At 41.6% G+C, this 16,806-nt stretch carries 15 protein-coding genes; 6 read left to right on the forward strand and 9 right to left on the reverse strand.

Annotated elements, in window-relative coordinates; genetic code table 11:
- Positions 1 to 23: 23 nt before the first annotated feature.
- The 4 genes from QZZ23_RS03360 to QZZ23_RS03375 all read right to left on the reverse strand — a co-directional run bounded on the left by QZZ23_RS03360 (position 24) and on the right by QZZ23_RS03375 (position 3,386).
- Positions 24 to 644 carry a DUF116 domain-containing protein gene (locus tag QZZ23_RS03360; protein WP_292466822.1) on the reverse strand — a complete coding sequence of 207 codons (621 nt, stop codon included), beginning with the start codon at positions 642 to 644 and terminating at the stop codon, positions 24 to 26.
- A complete protein-coding gene (locus QZZ23_RS03365; protein ID WP_292466824.1) occupies positions 637 to 1,275 on the reverse strand; it encodes a DUF116 domain-containing protein in 639 nt (212 codons plus the stop codon). Before QZZ23_RS03365 ends, QZZ23_RS03360 begins: the two co-directional genes overlap by 8 nt.
- A gap of 70 nt (positions 1,276 to 1,345) precedes the next feature.
- Positions 1,346 to 2,590 carry a (Fe-S)-binding protein gene (locus tag QZZ23_RS03370; RefSeq protein ID WP_292466826.1) on the reverse strand — a complete coding sequence of 415 codons (1,245 nt, stop codon included), beginning with the start codon at positions 2,588 to 2,590 and terminating at the stop codon, positions 1,346 to 1,348.
- A 1-nt stretch (position 2,591) separates the two neighbouring features.
- On the reverse strand, positions 2,592 to 3,386 hold the full coding sequence (locus tag QZZ23_RS03375; RefSeq protein ID WP_292466827.1) for a disulfide reductase: 795 nt from the start codon (positions 3,384 to 3,386) through the stop codon (positions 2,592 to 2,594).
- Positions 3,387 to 3,643: 257 nt separating this feature from the next.
- Here QZZ23_RS03375 and QZZ23_RS03380 point away from each other — a divergent pair, with 257 nt between their 5' ends.
- The 5 genes from QZZ23_RS03380 (at position 3,644) to QZZ23_RS03400 (ending at position 8,471) form a co-directional block, all read left to right on the forward strand.
- Complete coding sequence (locus tag QZZ23_RS03380) at positions 3,644 to 4,375, forward strand: RNA methyltransferase (protein ID WP_292466829.1); 732 nt, start codon at positions 3,644 to 3,646, stop codon at positions 4,373 to 4,375.
- A gap of 86 nt (positions 4,376 to 4,461) precedes the next feature.
- Positions 4,462 to 6,552: a minichromosome maintenance protein MCM gene (locus QZZ23_RS03385; RefSeq protein WP_292466831.1), complete on the forward strand. Its 2,091-nt coding sequence runs from the start codon at positions 4,462 to 4,464 to the stop codon at positions 6,550 to 6,552.
- A 12-nt stretch (positions 6,553 to 6,564) separates the two neighbouring features.
- A complete protein-coding gene (locus tag QZZ23_RS03390; RefSeq protein WP_292466833.1) occupies positions 6,565 to 6,855 on the forward strand; it encodes a DUF424 family protein in 291 nt (96 codons plus the stop codon).
- Between the two features lie 18 nt (positions 6,856 to 6,873).
- Positions 6,874 to 7,551 carry a hypothetical protein gene (locus QZZ23_RS03395; RefSeq protein WP_292466835.1) on the forward strand — a complete coding sequence of 226 codons (678 nt, stop codon included), beginning with the start codon at positions 6,874 to 6,876 and terminating at the stop codon, positions 7,549 to 7,551.
- A complete protein-coding gene (locus tag QZZ23_RS03400) occupies positions 7,548 to 8,471 on the forward strand; it encodes a phosphoserine phosphatase (protein WP_292466837.1) in 924 nt (307 codons plus the stop codon). The genes QZZ23_RS03395 and QZZ23_RS03400 overlap by 4 nt, the downstream gene beginning before the upstream one ends.
- Positions 8,472 to 8,490: 19 nt before the next feature.
- Here QZZ23_RS03400 and QZZ23_RS03405 read toward each other — a convergent pair whose 3' ends face one another.
- From QZZ23_RS03405 to QZZ23_RS03425, 5 genes are all read right to left on the reverse strand, one after another.
- Complete coding sequence (locus QZZ23_RS03405) at positions 8,491 to 9,105, reverse strand: S-layer protein domain-containing protein (RefSeq protein ID WP_292466839.1); 615 nt, start codon at positions 9,103 to 9,105, stop codon at positions 8,491 to 8,493.
- 20 nt (positions 9,106 to 9,125) lie between these two features.
- Positions 9,126 to 10,097: a biotin--[acetyl-CoA-carboxylase] ligase gene (locus QZZ23_RS03410; protein ID WP_292466840.1), complete on the reverse strand. Its 972-nt coding sequence runs from the start codon at positions 10,095 to 10,097 to the stop codon at positions 9,126 to 9,128.
- 61 nt (positions 10,098 to 10,158) lie between these two features.
- Positions 10,159 to 11,640 (reverse strand): acetyl-CoA carboxylase biotin carboxylase subunit, encoded by a 1,482-nt coding sequence (locus QZZ23_RS03415; protein ID WP_292466843.1) that lies wholly within the window; start codon positions 11,638 to 11,640, stop codon positions 10,159 to 10,161.
- A gap of 11 nt (positions 11,641 to 11,651) precedes the next feature.
- Positions 11,652 to 13,379, reverse strand: a complete 1,728-nt coding sequence (gene oadA / locus QZZ23_RS03420; protein WP_292466845.1) for a sodium-extruding oxaloacetate decarboxylase subunit alpha — start codon at positions 13,377 to 13,379, stop codon at positions 11,652 to 11,654.
- Between the two features lie 262 nt (positions 13,380 to 13,641).
- Positions 13,642 to 13,803, reverse strand: a complete 162-nt coding sequence (locus QZZ23_RS03425; protein ID WP_292466847.1) for a hypothetical protein — start codon at positions 13,801 to 13,803, stop codon at positions 13,642 to 13,644.
- A gap of 186 nt (positions 13,804 to 13,989) precedes the next feature.
- Between QZZ23_RS03425 and QZZ23_RS03430 the strand changes: the two genes are divergently transcribed.
- On the forward strand, positions 13,990 to 16,803 hold the full coding sequence (locus QZZ23_RS03430) for a methyl-accepting chemotaxis protein (protein WP_292466849.1): 2,814 nt from the start codon (positions 13,990 to 13,992) through the stop codon (positions 16,801 to 16,803).
- Positions 16,804 to 16,806 lie beyond the last annotated feature (3 nt).

Consider the following 16,806-nt stretch of genomic DNA (forward strand, 5'->3'; position numbering starts at 1 on the left):
TGTGCACCACATTTCTCAAAGGGTTAATTTGAAAGCATTTCCAAAGTCTCTATTACTTTTTCATACTCAACTTCCGTATTGAAACATCCGTCATTGAGCATAGGAATTCCATAGGTAACAATTTTCTTGCCTTTAAGGCCCATCATGACCTTGTTCAGTTCATAGTCACAGGCTATTAATAAAGCTGCATCGTAGCTCTTTTCTTTGAGAACATGTTTTACGAATGAGGAACCTGTTACGATGTATAGGTCATATCCATACGTTTTGGAATCGTCCTTAAGTTTGCTAAATATGCATTTTCCACAGGAAATACATTGTATGCCTGTTTTTGTGGAAGATGCCGGACAATCCATGGCACGCATGCAATGAGGGGCTATTATCATGCGTTTATTCGTTTTCATGAAGGTGTTCTTATTGGATATGTTCTTCAGGGATACCATCCATTTATCTAGTATCCGGGGATCTGAGAATTTGTAGAAGAAGTATTTCAAGGGCATGTAGAAAAAATCCAGTATCCCTGCGAAGAATCCTGAAAGCCATACATGTCTATTAAGACTGATACGGCTCATAGCTAATGCAAGAGTTGCAAGTAAAAGAGATGATATGAAAATAATAGTTACAATAATCCCGATTGTTCTATACATCGCACTCCTCCATTTTCCTTATCACTTCCTCGACGTCGACTCTAGTATTATAACATCCATCCTGTAGGAGTGAAACTCCCTGGACTATCATGAAAGGTGACGCTCCCTGCATTGATTCTGCCAGTTCCGGATAACACGCTACACCTATACAACTTTCAGGTCGGTGAGCTTTTATTATTTTCTTAACAAAGCTGCCACCAGGTATGACATAAACTTCGAATTTTCTCTCGTTGGCAGCTTTATATATAGTTCCTATGTCACAAAGGCCGCACATTTTACATTCGTATCCTATCAAAGGGTCGCAACGGGCTTTACAATTAGGGTGTCTCAGGCATTGTGGTAAAAATATAACTCGTCCGTTCTTTATTTTCCGAAATGCTTCCAGCATGACAGCATTGCGGACCTCAACCAGAATTTCGTCTACCAGAGTGTCCTTAATACCAAATATTCTACACATCCATTTTGCAGGGCCGTAAAACAGGTAAAGGATGAAGAGTACAAAATTAGGGAACAGTATCCTTTGTTTTCTGAAACTGTATGCACCAAGCAACAATGCTATTCCCAGCACTATAAGCGCAGTTATTGCAAGTAAAATGAATATCTTGCCAAGTAATTCGTATGGAATTTGCATGCGAAAAGTAAATTGTCCTTATAAGTATATTCAGTTTGCCCTAAAAATAAAAAAGGAAGAGTGATAAAAATCACTCTGGTGCATCGCTGAGATCAATTCCCATTGCTTCAGCTGTAAGAACTACTACATCTTCTACTTCAAGTTCTTTTGCGCCAATAGCATCCCTTCCGTCACTGAGGTTTCTCTTACAGAATGGACAGGCACTTGAAAGAAGGTCTGCTTTTGTTGCAAGTGCATCTTCAACACGTGTTGAAGCAACACCTAGTGCAAGATCAGGGATACCTGCTTTCACACCACCGCCAGCACCACAGCAGCGCTGGTTATTCTCAATCCTTTCCATCTCGACAAATTCGATACCTGGAATTGCTTCAAGAACAGCTCTTGGTGGCTCAAAGACACCAACGTGGCGTCCAAGGTGGCATGGGTCGTGATATGTGACCTTCTTATCAATGGATTTCTCCCATTTGATCTCGCCTTTCTCGATAAGGTCCTGCAGGAACTGTGTGATGTGCATTACCTTGAATGGAAGTTCCTTTCCTGTGAGTCTTGGCCAGTCGATGAGTGATGCTCTGAAACAACCTGCACATGCGTAGAGTACTATCTTTGCACCCTTTGCCTTGATGTTGTCGATGTTCGCCTGGGCGTTAATTTTTGCAGTGTCATTGATGAAGTACTGTCCAGTCCTGATAAGTGCGGAACCACAGCAGATCTCATCTTCGCCGAGCATTGTGAATTTGATTCCCAACTTGTTGAGTACACGTGTGGTTGCAAGTGCAAGTTTCCTCTGCTTGAGTTCTGCGGTACATCCTCCGAAGTAAAGGATCTCTGCCTTGTCTTCTACCTTGATGTCCTCAGGGAACCAGTTGACTCTGTTCTTGTTGTCTTCCATGTAAGGATTCTTGTACTCTCCGATGAGTTTGAGGAAAGCGCCCTGCTTACCGAATGGACCGTTTCCACGTTTTACAAGGTTTGCACGCATAGATTCCCAGAGTTCTACAGTGTTTATTGCTGATTCACAGACAGTTGCACACATTCCACATGTTGTGCAGCCGTATACATCGTTCTTGAACTGCTCTATCTCTTCTTCAGGGATCTCTTTTGGACCAAAGAGCTTTGCACGAAGTCCGTAGGACTTGTTCATGTACTCTCTCCACCTGAGAATCTTGTCTCTTGGTGCAAGTCCCGGTTCTTTTCCGGATGCATCATATGTTGGACACCAGTCCACACATTCGCCACAGCGACTGCATGAATCCAGTTCCATAAGCTGGACTGCTGTAAAATTCTCTGTATTAATGGAAGCTTCACGTTTTGCCATTTTATTCTCCTCCCTTGTTTGCAAGGAGTGCGAGTGGTATTGCGATCATATGTATGTATTTGCTGAATGGGATGTATGCTATACAGAACAGCAGTGAAATGATTACGTGAAACAGTGATGCTGGTGGTGCCCATTCAACAGGCATATCAAGTCCCCAGAATCTTCCGGTTCTGATTCCGTCTGCAATGAATCCTGATACTGTGATAACTGTAAGTCCGATAAGAAGTACTGAGTCGTACGCAATGGTAGCTTCTCTTGCTTTTGCAACGAATAGTCTCCTGTAGATTGCGATTATAATTCCTACAAGCAGTATGTAACTGAATATGTCGTTTGGTACTGCAAGTATTTCTCTGAATATCTCAGGGTCTAAAAACTCAGGAAGTCCGTGAATTCCCATCTTCGCAGTTACCATGTGTATCATTTCGACAAGGAACATTGCAAGGGACATTACGAAAAGGACCATCCAGCCAACGAAAATAGTGAAATGCATGAACCATCTGAGAGGGCTTCTTCTTAGTATTCTTCTCTGGAATACTATGTCAAGAACAAAGGTTTCCAGAATGGATTGGTTGTGTACATGGGCATGCTCGCTCATCTGGTACATGAGCATTTTAGGGAAGGCAAGGATGCTTTTTGAAGGTGCCTGTCCATAGCCGGTGGAACCCATTCCCCACTTCTTAATGTTTATATACATTCCTATAATGAAAATGCCAATAGACAGGTTCGCCATTATCATAACCTGCACAAATGTAAGCCTTAAGGCGTCACTTACGCCTGCAAAATACTCCATAGCCATTTAATTTTCTCCTAATATCGATATAAGTATAATTATTACAAGAATTGAAATTTTTTTACTTATAAGTAACCGGTTTGGTTTGCATGAGTGTGGTGTCGATATTATTTAAACATTTTCATCGGTAAAATCTACATCAGGAGCCGTATTGTTGTGTATATTTATCGCATAGGGACCAATTCATGGTTAAATAACCTTATATGTCGTTACATGCTTAAGTAGGCAAAAAACAAAATGAAGCAAAAGGTTGTATTTATAAAATGGACCTCAGAATCATACTCGTTGAACCTTTGTATCAGGGAAATGTGGGCTCTGTCACTAGGGCAATGAAGAATTTTGGTTTCTCTGATCTTGTACTTGTAAACCCCTGTAAACTTGAGGGGGAAGCAAGGGCAATGTCTTCACATGCCAGGGATCTGCTGGAGAACGCAAAAATAGTGTCCTCTCTGGAAGAGGCTATCGATGGCTGCAGTATTATTATAGGAACTACGGGCATAACAGGTTCTCGTTTTGATCTGCACCTTCGCGTGCCGGGTTACTCCCCTGGTGAGATGAAAGAGCGCCTTAATGGTATAAGTGGCAGGGTAGCAGTTCTTTTTGGAAGGGAAGATAACGGCTTTACAAAAGAGGAACTCAAAAGATGTGATATGATAATGACAATCCCAACATCCGGGGTATATCCGGTCATGAACCTATCCCACGCAGTAGCTGTTGTCCTCTATGAATTCAGTAGTATAGTAATGGGTGACACTCCCCTTGCTGATCCGTTTGACATAGGGTTGTTGTATGAGCATCTTTCAGAGCTTCTTGATGATATTGACTATCCTGATCATAAAAAGGAAAAAACCGAACTGATGCTTAGGAGAATATTTGGAAGAGCATGTCTGCTTCCCCGTGAAGTGCAGACACTACGTGGTATTATACGTAAGGTCCAGAGGACTTATGAAAGCGAAGCTGAACAAGATGATTATGCTAACGAGTATGATGATTGATAGCCAGGGTATGTTTCGAAATGTTCATATCATTTGAAGCCTATGTTGCATTCCCTAAATGATTTTTAACTAATTATTGTGTAACTATGACTGAAGGTAAGTGGGACGAAAAATTCGTAGTGTTCCTTAAGAAATATTATTGGGATAGTATTCTGCAGCTTGCGAACAATTATCCTGATCAGCGTAGTCTGAAAGTGGATTTTTCTGATCTTGAAGTTTTTGACAGGGAAATTGCCAATGAACTTCTTTTCAATCCTGATGAAGTACTGCCCAGCGCAGACAATGCACTTCAGCAGATTGATCTTCCTATAGAGAAAACTCTTCTTGATGCAAAGGTTCGCTTCGTAAAAATACCTAATAAGATACCCAACAGGGATCTTCGTAGCAAACATCTCCTGCAATTCGTTGCCATCGAAGGTATGATCCGCAAGGCAACTGAAGTACGTCCTAAAGTGCTCAATGCTGCATTCCAGTGCATGCGTTGTGAACACGTGACAATGATTCCACAGAATGAAATTAAATTCGTGGAACCTATTGAGTGTGAGAATGAGACATGTGGAAGAAAAGGTCCTTTTAAGATACTAATCAATCAGTCCGTTTTTATCGATGCCCAGAAACTCCAGGTGCAGGAATCTCCGGAGAACCTCAAAGGTGGTTCACAACCCCAAAGTCTTGATATTGATGCTGAGGACGATCTTGCCGGTATTGTACGGCCTGGAGACCGCGTTATAATCAACGGTGTCCTGCGTTCACACCAGAGAACTACTAGGGAAGGTAAATCTCCATTCTACGATCTGGTAGTTCAGGCCAATTCCATTGAATATATGGATCAGGAGTTTGACGAACTTGAGATCAGTTCAGAAGAGGAAGAAGAAATACTTGCTATGAGCCGTGATCCGGAAGTTTACAATAAAATGATAGGGTCGATAGCTCCTTCGATCTATGGTTATGAAGATATAAAAGAAGCTCTTTCCCTTCAGTTATTTTCAGGTGTTGCAAAACATCTTCCTGATGGTTCCAGGGTACGTGGGGATATCCATCTGCTCTTTGTGGGTGATCCGGGTGTTGCAAAAAGTCAGTTACTTCGTTACATGGTAAAAATCTCTCCAAGGGGCGTCTTTGCATCGGGTAAAAGTGCTTCTTCAAGTGGTCTTACTGCTGCTGCAGTGCGTGATGATATGGGGGACGGTCGCTGGACTCTGGAAGCAGGTGCTCTTGTCATGGCAGACATGGGTATTGCCGCAGTGGATGAAATGGATAAGATGAGCACAGAGGATAAAAGTGCACTCCACGAGGCAATGGAACAGCAAACCATAAGTGTAGCGAAAGCAGGTATTATTGCCACATTAAAATCCAGGTGTGCACTTCTTGGTGCTGCCAACCCGAAATACGGGCGGTTTGACAGGTACGAGGGCATTGCCCAGCAGATAAACATGCCACCTGCCTTGGTGTCAAGATTCGATATGATATTTGTCCTTCTGGACACTCCGAACGAGGACCAGGACGCGAGGATAGCAAAACACATACTCAAGGCCCATTATGCAGGTGAACTTTCTGAGCAGCGTAAAAATATGCCTTCCAGTTCAATTACTCAGGAACAGGTAGATGTTCATATGGAAGTTATCAAGCCTATTATAGAGGCTGATATGCTCAGGAAGTATGTTGCTTACGCAAGACGAAATATCTTTCCTGTAATGGAGGAGGATGCACGTGATCACCTTGTTAAGTTCTATATGGATTTGAGAAAGATGGGAGACGGTAAGGATGCTCCGGTTCCGGTCACTGCCCGTCAGCTCGAGGCTCTTGTAAGGCTTGCCGAGGCAAGTGCCCGTCTGAGGCTAAGCAATGTTGCAACTATGGACGATGCCAAACGGACAACACGAATAGTTTATGCCTGCCTGCGTCAGGTAGGTGTTGATCCTGATACCGGTGCATTTGATGTAGATGTCATAGCTTCCGGAACAAGTAAGAGTCAGCGGGATAGAATAAAGATAATCAAGGAAATTATCAAAATGGTCGGTGAAAAGCATCCTGGTGGAAAGGCACCTCTGGAAGAGGTCTATGCAGAGGCACAGAATCAGCAGATAGACCGTCAGCATGCAGAAGAGCTGGTGTCCAAGATGAGACGTTCCGGTGACCTGATAAAACCTGATAAAGAACATGTAAAGGTAGTTTAAAGAAGTGGTCCCATGTATATTAAGATTCATAAATCCAGTGACACCATTATCGTTGCCCTGTGTGACAGGGAACTTATAGGAAAGACGCTTAAAGAAGGCAATATTAATGTTACTATAACAGAGGAATTCTACAAAGGGGAAATCATATCCGAAGAAGTTGCTATTGAAGTACTTTCTAAGGCATCCAATGTAAATATCTTTGGTGAAAAAGCCGTTTCATGCGCTGTAAAATGCGGGATTGTAGATACTGATCATATAAAGATTATTGATAATGTAGCTCATGCCCAGATATTCAGGATATAAATGTTACGAGGTTTTATTATGAATGATGAAATGACAGTTTCAGGTGCAGGGGTTAGTTCATTGAATGCCTTTGACCGGAATGAACTTATTGAGGGAGTTGCGCAGAAGCACAAAAAGTTCTTAGATGATTATGCTGGTGAATTCAATGAACTTGGAAATAAGATAAAGGAACTCCAGGAAAACATTGAGTCTTCTAAAAAGAACAGAGAAGAGATTCTGGAAAAAATAGAGATATTGGTTGAAAAAAGGCAGTTATTCTATCATCAGGCAGAAAAATTGCTTGATGAACTAGATGATTCCGTTTCCAATAATCATGATTTTACCAGAGAAATGTCTGTTGTCAAAGAGAAACTCTCAAAAGTAAAAGGCTCCATGACACCGGATGAGGAGCAACAGCAGGTAGATTCAATTTTACAGGCCATATCATCTCTCGGTTCAAAAGCATCTGGCGTTGAAGAACGTCTTGGTTTTGTGAAGGATAGAGTTAAAGAAGCTTTAAGCTCAAAAATGGAATTAAGTTCAATCGATAGTTCAGAGGAGAGCTATAATAGTACAATTTCCTCTTTTGAGGATGAACTAGCAAATGTGGCTCCAAGGCATAAATGGCTGGAAAGCAGGATACAAAGTCATCAGGATGCATTGCAGTACTGGGAAAAACAGTTGCTTGCAGGCGCCACAGAAGAGGTTATAGCATGACGTATGTAGATGTCCCTTCAATGAGTGAAAAAGACCTGAAGAGCAAGGTAAATGACCTTCGTACGCAAATTGATCATCATGAACGTGAACTCAAAGGTATCTACCGTGAACTCAAGTTACATCGTACCAATACCGATGACCTGAAAGAGAAACGTAATGGTCTGAATACCCAGGTTAAGGGAATTGCTAGTAAAGCACGGGATGCCAAATCCAAAAGGGATTCCATCAATGCAAAGATAGCTGCTTTGAAATCTTCAAGGAATGAAGTTAACGAAAAAACCCGTAAGTTTTCAGATGATATCAGTGATCTTAAAACAAAGAGGGACGATTTGAATAAATTGTCCAAGGGAAGCGTTGAGACTTTGTCAAAAGCCTATGCTGCAGATCTTAATCTTTTCCTGAATGCAGATATTCCTCTGAATCATGAGATTGATCTTTTTGGCAGGCTGCTGGATCTTAAGGAGCGTCTTGGTGCAGCATTCGATGCGAATGCGATTCATCAGAGACTGATGAACACATATGAAGCCTCAAAAGAAGTTTTTGAATCAAGAGACGATTTTGGAGATGAGATCAGTAAGCTTGCTGAAGAATCTCAAAAGTACCATCTTGAAATGATCGGCTTTTATAATCAAGCAGATGAATTGAGAAAAGCTGCTGATGAGGCTCATTCTCAGATATCTGAAAAGTATGCTATAACAGCACCTATCCGGGAAAAAATAGATCCTCTTAAGAAAAAGATTGCCCTGCTCAGGGATGAGCTGACAATTAATCTTGAGAAACTAAATGATATTCAGGTAGAAAAGGATGATAAGAAGCAGGAGGCGCATCATGTCGTTGCTAAAGAGAAACTGGAGAAGAGTGGCCGCCTGAGTCTTGAGGATCTCAAGGTGCTGATGGACAAGGGAGATCTTAAATTCTGATCTCTCTACTGTTATTTTTTTATTTTAAATAATATCGTCTGCATGCCAGCAAAATCGATGTACATGCAAATGCCTGGAAGATTGTGAATCCACTGGTTTGTCCAACATTATTATCTCCGGATGATACGCTTCCATTGTTTTGATCAATGTTCTCTTCATCTTCTGGAATAACAGGTTCCGGCAAGTCATAGTCCCGATACTGATATACTGGTTTGAATGCAACAAGCTCTCCGCCTGGGCTAATGTATATGGTATCAACAGTAAGGTTTAATATTTTTCTCTCTTCCTCATCTTCCCCTTTTGAATAGATAAACATCTCGTCTTCTGACAGGATTCTTTCCTTCAAGGTTTTATTTTCATGCAGTAGTTCGATCCATACCTGTCTTTGCTCAAGGTTCACGCTTTTTATAGTTAATGTATAGTTCTGGTAGAATTCCCATGTTTGTCCCGTTGTCAGCAAGATACTGGTTCCATTTATAAGCAATGTTTCTATAGGTTTAACTTGGATCAAAGGTTCACCGTATTCTTTCATGATCAACGTATCAGCATATGCAGGAGTTATTGCTGATATAAAAAGTAGCAATGTAATCACAAATGTAAAGTTAATGTTGTAGGCTCTTTTTAAGACCAGCATAAAAGCATCACTTCACCAGATCAGTTACTATATCGGCAGCTTCCTGCGATGATTTCCTGTCTATTTCCATTTCTGTCAATGACCACAAGTGCACCTCTTTCTGTTATCCCTACAGCCTTACCTTCAATTATTTTATTTGGTGTTGTAATCTTAACTTCTTTTCCTATTGTGTCTGAGAGATTGATCCACTCATCAACAATATCAGTGAATTGTTTTGTTTTGAACCTGATGTACTGTTGTTCAAGTTCATAAAAGAGGTCTGCAAGAAAAGTAGTTCTGTCGATTGTCTTTCCAAGTTCATTGGCAATGCTTGTGGAATTCTTTCTGATTTCATCCTTTAGGTCTGAGAGCTTGACGTTAGCATTGATTCCAATCCCCAATATGATGTGATCTACTTTTTCGACTTCTGCACTCACCTCAGTAAGTATGCCGCATATTTTCTTGCCTTTGACAAGTACGTCATTTGGCCATTTAACATGTGCATCAACATTCAAGGCTCTTAAGGCATTTGTTACAGCAATGCCTACCACAAGCGTTATCTTTGACACATTTTCAAGTGGAATGGAAGGCTTCAGAATAAGGGATACCCATACACCTCCGGAAGCAGACTGCCATTCAGTTCCCAGACGTCCACGGCCATTTGTTTGCGTTTCTGCAATAACGACTGTACCTTCAGTGACCTTAGCTGCAATTTCCCTGGCAGTATTGTTAGTTGATCCTAGTTCAGAATAGTATCTTATGTCAGTTCCTATAAGACTCGTTCTCAGGACTTTTCCTAGCTCATCAGAATCAATTCTGTCCGGGTACGCATCAAGTGTATATCCTATTTTAGGGGAGGAGCGGATGTCGTATCCTTCTTTTCTGAGAGCTCTTATATACTTCCATACCATTGCCCTGGTTATACCTAGCTTCTCTCCTATCTCCTGACCAGAGACCGGATTCCCTTCTGATTGCTTTAGTAATCTTATGATCTCTTTTCTGTTGTCATTCACGAACATTCCGCCATACGAATGTTAACTTTTCACCATGTTATATGTTGTTGCCAAAGGTTTGTTACTTTGTCTGTTTTTTGGCAGCATTAACATAAGAACTAACCGCAGCAGTTGCAGCAGCTATCTTAGCATCTCTTGTGTCAAGTACCGATGCCAAGGTGACTCCCTTGGTCCTATCTTCCTCAACAACCTTTTTCACTTCTTCGATGATGTTATAATCCTCTATGAAATGGGTTGTAAGTTTCCCTTCTCTGAATGCAGGGTGTCTTAAGACTGCTTTATGGAACGGAATATTGGTTGTCACTCCTACAACAACATATTCGTAAAGTGCTCTCTGCATCCTGTCAATAGCTTCATCCCTGTCGCTTCCCCATGCACAGAGTTTTGAGATCATAGAGTCATAGTAAGGTGATATTGTGTATCCCATATGAACTCCACTGTCAACCCTGATTCCAGGTCCACCGGCAGAGCGATATCTCTTAATCTTACCCGGTGAAGGTGCAAAATCATTGAGTGGATCTTCAGCGTTAATACGGCACTCGATTGCCCATCCATTGATGCGAATGTCCTCCTGCTTGAATGGCAATCTTTCTCCACATGCGATGTGTAGCTGCTGTTTTGCCAAATCAATACCTGTGATCATTTCACTGATAGTATGTTCTACCTGAAGTCTGGTGTTTACTTCAAGGAAGTAAAATTCACCCTTTGAATAAAGGAATTCAACAGTTCCTGCATTCTCGTATCCTATGGCTTTTGCAGCCTTTACTGCAGTTTCTCCCATTTGTTTACGAAGTTCAGGTGTCATTACCGGGGAAGGTGCTTCCTCAATAAGTTTTTGGTGTCTGCGCTGTATGGAACATTCCCTTTCCATAACATATACTGCATCTCCGTACTTATCTGCAAGAATCTGGAATTCGATATGTCTTGGTTCTTCTACGTATTTTTCTATAAATACTGTTGAGTCTCCAAATGCTGATTCTGCTACAGACTGTATTGAATTAAGGGCATTGTGGAATTCCTTTCTGGAATGTACGACCTTCATTCCAATCCCACCACCACCTGTAGATGCTTTAATTATAACAGGGTATCCAATACCATCTGCAATATCTGCTGCTTTTTCAGGGTCTGATATAGCTTCGTTCGTCCCTGGGACTACTGGGACACCTGCTTCTATCATAGTATTCCTGGCAGCGATCTTGCTTCCCATCTGCTCTATAGCCCTGCTTGAAGGTCCTATAAAAGTAATTCCTGCTTCCTCGCACTTACGGGCAAATTTGCTGTTTTCAGATAAGAATCCATATCCTGGGTGGATTCCCTCAGCCCCTGATTCAAGTGCAACTTCTATTATTTTGTCACCGTTCAGGTAACTCTGGCTTGAAGGAGCAGGACCGATCGGATACGCTTCATCTGCATATTTTGCGAAAAGGGCATTCTTATCGGCTTCTGAGTACACCGCCACTGTCTGGACACCAAGCTCACGACATGCACGCATTGCACGTATGGCTATTTCTCCCCTGTTGGCTATAAGTACTTTCTTGAACATTGCAGGCTCACCTACTCTATACTTAATAGTACATCGCCAGACTTTACCGCATCGCCTTCGGCTATCAATATTGCTTTTACGGTTCCGCCGTGTGGTGCATGGATAGCGTTTTCCATTTTCATGGCCTCAATGACACAGAGGGCGTCACCTTCTTCAATGCAGTCTCCTATCTTAGTTTTTATGGAAAGTACCATTCCCTGCATATGACTTGTAACGGCGCCAGGTACAGTATCTGCAGTTGGCTTCGCATCTGCTTCAACGACTTTAACTGAACCGCCTACAGGATTTACTTTGACAGTAAATACTTCCCCGTCAATTTCAACCTTATAGTCAGTTGGTATGCCTGAGAAGTCTGCTGTGGCACAGGGGTGTTTCTTCTCCATGAGTGGTACAAGATCTTCTTCTTCCAGTTCACCTCTCAGGAAAGCAGGAGCAATAGCAGGATAGAGTATATATGTGAGTATATCTTCTTCCTTCTTCACAATACCCATATCTTCTGCTTCCTTCTTCATCTTCTCGTATTCCGGCGGGAGAAGATCTGCAGGTCTGCAGGTTATTGGCTCATCTTCACCGATTATTTTTGAAATTATCTCGGCGCTTATCTTCTGCGGTGGTCTTCCGTAAAGACCGCGAACATAATCTTTTACTTCCTTTGGAATTACCTTGTATCTCTCACCCATCAGCACATTGAGTACTGCCTGGGTGCCAACTATCTGGCTGGTTGGTGTGACAAGCGGGGGGTATCCAAGTTCTGCACGTACCAGTGGCATCTCTTTGAGTACATCCTTGAACCTGTCCAGTGCATTTTGTTCCTTGAGTTGTGATACAAGGTTTGATAGCATGCCTCCTGGTATCTGATAAAGCAGTACGTTGGTGTCTATCTGCTCTGAAATTGGATCGAGTATGCAGCGATATTGTTCTTTTATATCTTTGAAATACTGTGAGATCTCTGAGATAAGTTCAAGATCAAGTCCTGTAGCCCTCTTTGTTTCAGCAAGTGCAGCAATAATTGATTCTGTAGGTGGTTGTGATGTTCCCCATGAAAAGGGAGAAAGTGCAGTATCAAGTATGTCAACTCCTGCTCTGCATGCTGCTGTGTAGCTCATAGGTGCCATACCTGATGTGCAGTGTGCGTGAAGGTCCACAGGAAGATTTACTTCTGCTTTGAGTGCTTTTACAAGGTTGTATGCTTGTTGTGGCGATATAAGGCCAGCCATGTCTTTGATGCATATTGAATCGCACCCAAGTTCTGCAAAATCGGTTGCAAGCTCTACATATTTCTCTATAGTATGGACAGGACTGATTGTATAAGCTATGGCTCCCTGTACATGAGCTCCTTCCTTTTTGGCCACAGTGATGGCCTTTTCCATGTTGCGTATGTCGTTAACAGCATCAAAAACCCTGAAAATGTCAATACCATTTTCGTAGGCTTTTTTGACGAATTTTTCCACAACATCATCGGAATAGTGTCTGTATCCTACCAGGTTCTGTCCCCTGAGAAGCATTTGTGCAGGGGTTTCCTTCATGTGTTTTTTCAGGTCCCTCAATCTTTCCCATGGGTCCTCATTGAGATACCTTATAGAGCTGTCAAATGTGGCTCCACCCCACATCTCAAGTGAATAGTATCCGACTTCATCAAGCTTGTCTACAATTGGAAGCATGTTGCGGGTGCGCATTCTGGTGGCAATAAGAGATTGATGCGCATCTCGAAGAATAGTTTCGGTTATTTTTACTTTCATAGGAATCCTCCGGGAATTAATATAGTAGTGTGAGTGGTAAATAATAATAAAGAATTATCTAACTCCGTGTCAGATGGAATTGTCTAATATATATCATGTTCTTTTATGTAGTTTCTGGTGAATAGCTTATATATTCTGTATGCTCTGCACACTAATTAATAAAAAAGAAAGTATTGGCTAAATATAATTTATAACTACTAAAAGTGACATATTATTATCCTAGTGTCTAAATGATTTATTTTGCTGGGTCACAATCATCTGATCATTTTTCTGTTGTGTTCCGGGAACAAAATGTCACAATGAAGGAACTTTCAAGGCCAGCAGAAGTCCTCTCAAGTATTGCAGGTGGCATGAAGGCAGTTATCGATGAATTCATACTGGATTCAATATCCAAATCAAGTGGGAAAACTGGTTGTTCCCCCAAGAATACAGTTCATATACGAATGTATATATATTTTTAGTAGATACATTTTTATATAATTGTGTTTATCTTTCAATAAGCCTAATTATAATTATACTGAATTGTATGTTCGGATGCAAGTATATTAATGTAAATGTGCAAAAATTAAACTTACGCCGTCCATCAATTTTGATACTATAAGGTGAAAACATGCTAGGGAAAAATAACAAACTATACAATGAGATAATTGATGTTCTGAATTCCATTGATAATGGCAATTCAGCTTCAAGGCTGAGTCCTCAGGCCAATGGACTCGAGGGGGAGATGTCAGAAGCATTAAATGCGTTCCTGGATAAGGCCACTGGATGGAAAAACGAGATTGAACAACAGGGTAAAGTTGCTGAACAGATCAATTTAATGGTAAACTCTACAATTGAAGGTCATCTTGATGTTCGTGCAGATCCTGATAACTTCGAAGGTGATGCCAAAGAACTTATTACAGGTATCAATACAATGGTTGATTCCATTGTTACGCCTTTTATGGCAGCATCCAAATATGTAACCCGGCTTTCAAATGGCGATATCCCACCAAAGATCACGAAGGAGTTCAAGGGTAGCTTCAACGATCTCAAAAATAATCTTAATACTTGTGTCGATGCTATCAATGCCTTGATCGAGGATTCAGGAATGCTTGCAGCCGCAGGTTCTCAAGGCAAGGTAGATGTTCGTGCCGATGCTGCTCGTCATGGTGGTGAGTTCAGGACCATTATCGAGAATCTTAATAATACTCTTGATTCCATTGCCAAGCCTCTTAACGAGAGCACTGATGTCCTGCTCAAACTGGCTGTCAACGACTTTGAGATAAGTGTTGAAGGTCAGTATGACGGAACATTCAAAGATAATGCTTATGCAGTAAATGAAGTTTGTAAAAGGCTCCAGAATATCCAGCGTACCTTTGAATACATGGCCAAGGGAGATTTCAGCGACCTTGAAAAATACAAAGCAGTAGGAAAGCGTTCTGAGAACGATAAACTCCTTCCATACACCGTCGCAATGATGGAAAGTGTCAAGGGTATGACAGATGAATTTATCAGTCTTGGCCATGCAGCTGAAAGCGGAAGACTTGAGTACAGGGCAGATGCATCCGGTTTTCAGGGTATGTTCAACGAAGCTATCACAACTGTTAATGATGCTTTTGATGCTATTATTAATCCACTGAATGTAACTGCTGATTATGTTGAGCAGATATCAAAAGGCGAGGTACCTGAGAAGATAACTGCTGAATATAAGGGTGATTTTAATCATATAAAGGTCAATATCAATAACTGCATTGCTGGTCTTGCTGGCCTTGTAGAGAGCAATGAAGTGTTGCAATTGATAGAAAATAATGACCATACAAGAACGGTTGAAGGTAATTACCAGGGAATCTTTGCCGAAGTAGCATCAGCAACTAACGGTATTCGTGACAGGATACTGACTGTGATGGGTGTTAACAAGAAGATTGCTGTGGGTGACCTGAGTGATCTTGAAGGACTCAAGAAAGTAGGTAAACGGTCCGAAAATGATGAACTCATTCCATGTTACATCTCAATGATGAGCAACATAGAAGGAATAGTCGATGAGTTCATTAAACTTGGAAATGCTGCTGAGGCCGGTAATCTTGACTACAGGGCAGACGGTTCCATGTATGAAGGACGTTTCAACGACGCAATCAATACTGTTAATCTGGCTATAGATGCGCTTGTGAATCCACTTAATGAGGCAATGCGCATAGTCAATGAATATTCTGCTGGTGATCTTGATGCAAGGTTCGATTTTGAAACAAAGGGTGATTTCAAACTCTTCTCCGACACACTCGATGATTTCGGTGGAAACCTGCAGACAATAATTGCAGATTCTTCTCATGTTCTGGATGCAATTTCAAACAATGATCTTAGCCAGGCACTTTCCGTCCAGGGAGTTGGAGAATTCAAGGTGCTTACAGATGGTATTGAGAACACAAGAAAATCATTGAATAATGTTGTTTCTATGGTACACGACAGTTCAAGGAATGTTGCATCTACGGCTGAAGAGATGTCAGCATCCGTAGAACAGATGTCTTCTTCATCTTATCAGGTAGCTGATACGGTTTCAGAGATATCAAGAGGTGCCCAGAGCCAGGCAGCAAAGACAGAAGAAGTATCTCGTGCAATGGTGGATATGACTATGACTGTTCAGGAAGTTGCCACAAACTCACAAAGAGCAGCCGAAAGTGCCAGGGATTCTAATGAATTAATTAATAACCTTGGTTCAATTGCCAAGGATCTTCTTGTCAAGATGAATTCCATCAGAACTGCAACTTCAGAGTCTTCAGGCGTCATTATGCAACTTGATGGTAAGTCCAAGCAGATAGGTGAGATCGTTAACCTGATTACAAATATTGCAGACCAGACCAATCTCCTTGCTCTCAATGCAGCCATAGAGGCAGCACGTGCAGGTGAGCATGGTCGTGGATTTGCTGTTGTGGCAGATGAGGTCCGAAAACTTGCTGAAGACTCCGGAAATGCTGCAAAACAGATATCAAATCTCATTGGTGAGATTCAGGAGGGTACTCAAAATGCAGTCAATTCCATGCAGCAGGGTTCTGCAGAAGTTGAAACAGGTGCAACTGCCATTAACGAAGTAGCCGTTGTCATTGAGAAAGTAGTTGGTGCAGGTAACCAAATAGCAAATATGGTCCAGGACATTGCGGCTGCTGCACAGGAACAGTCTGCTTCGATTGAAGAGATAACTTCTTCGATCGAAGAGGTTAGTGCTATTTCTGAAGAATCTGCAGCAGGAACTGAAGAAGCATCCGCTGCGGTACAGGAACAGAGTGCTACAATGCAGGAACTTTCAAGATCTGCTGAGGATCTTTCACGCCTTGCAGGTGGTATGAAAGTTGTTGTTGATAAGTTCATATTGGATACCAATTTTTCTGCCGGGCATACAGAAAAATCCGGGGAAACAAAATACAGTGAAAAGAAAGAGCATGCTCTTGTCTAATGG

Origin of the sequence: Methanolobus sp. (genome assembly GCF_016278385.1) — an archaeon.
Lineage (GTDB): Archaea > Halobacteriota > Methanosarcinia > Methanosarcinales > Methanosarcinaceae > Methanolobus.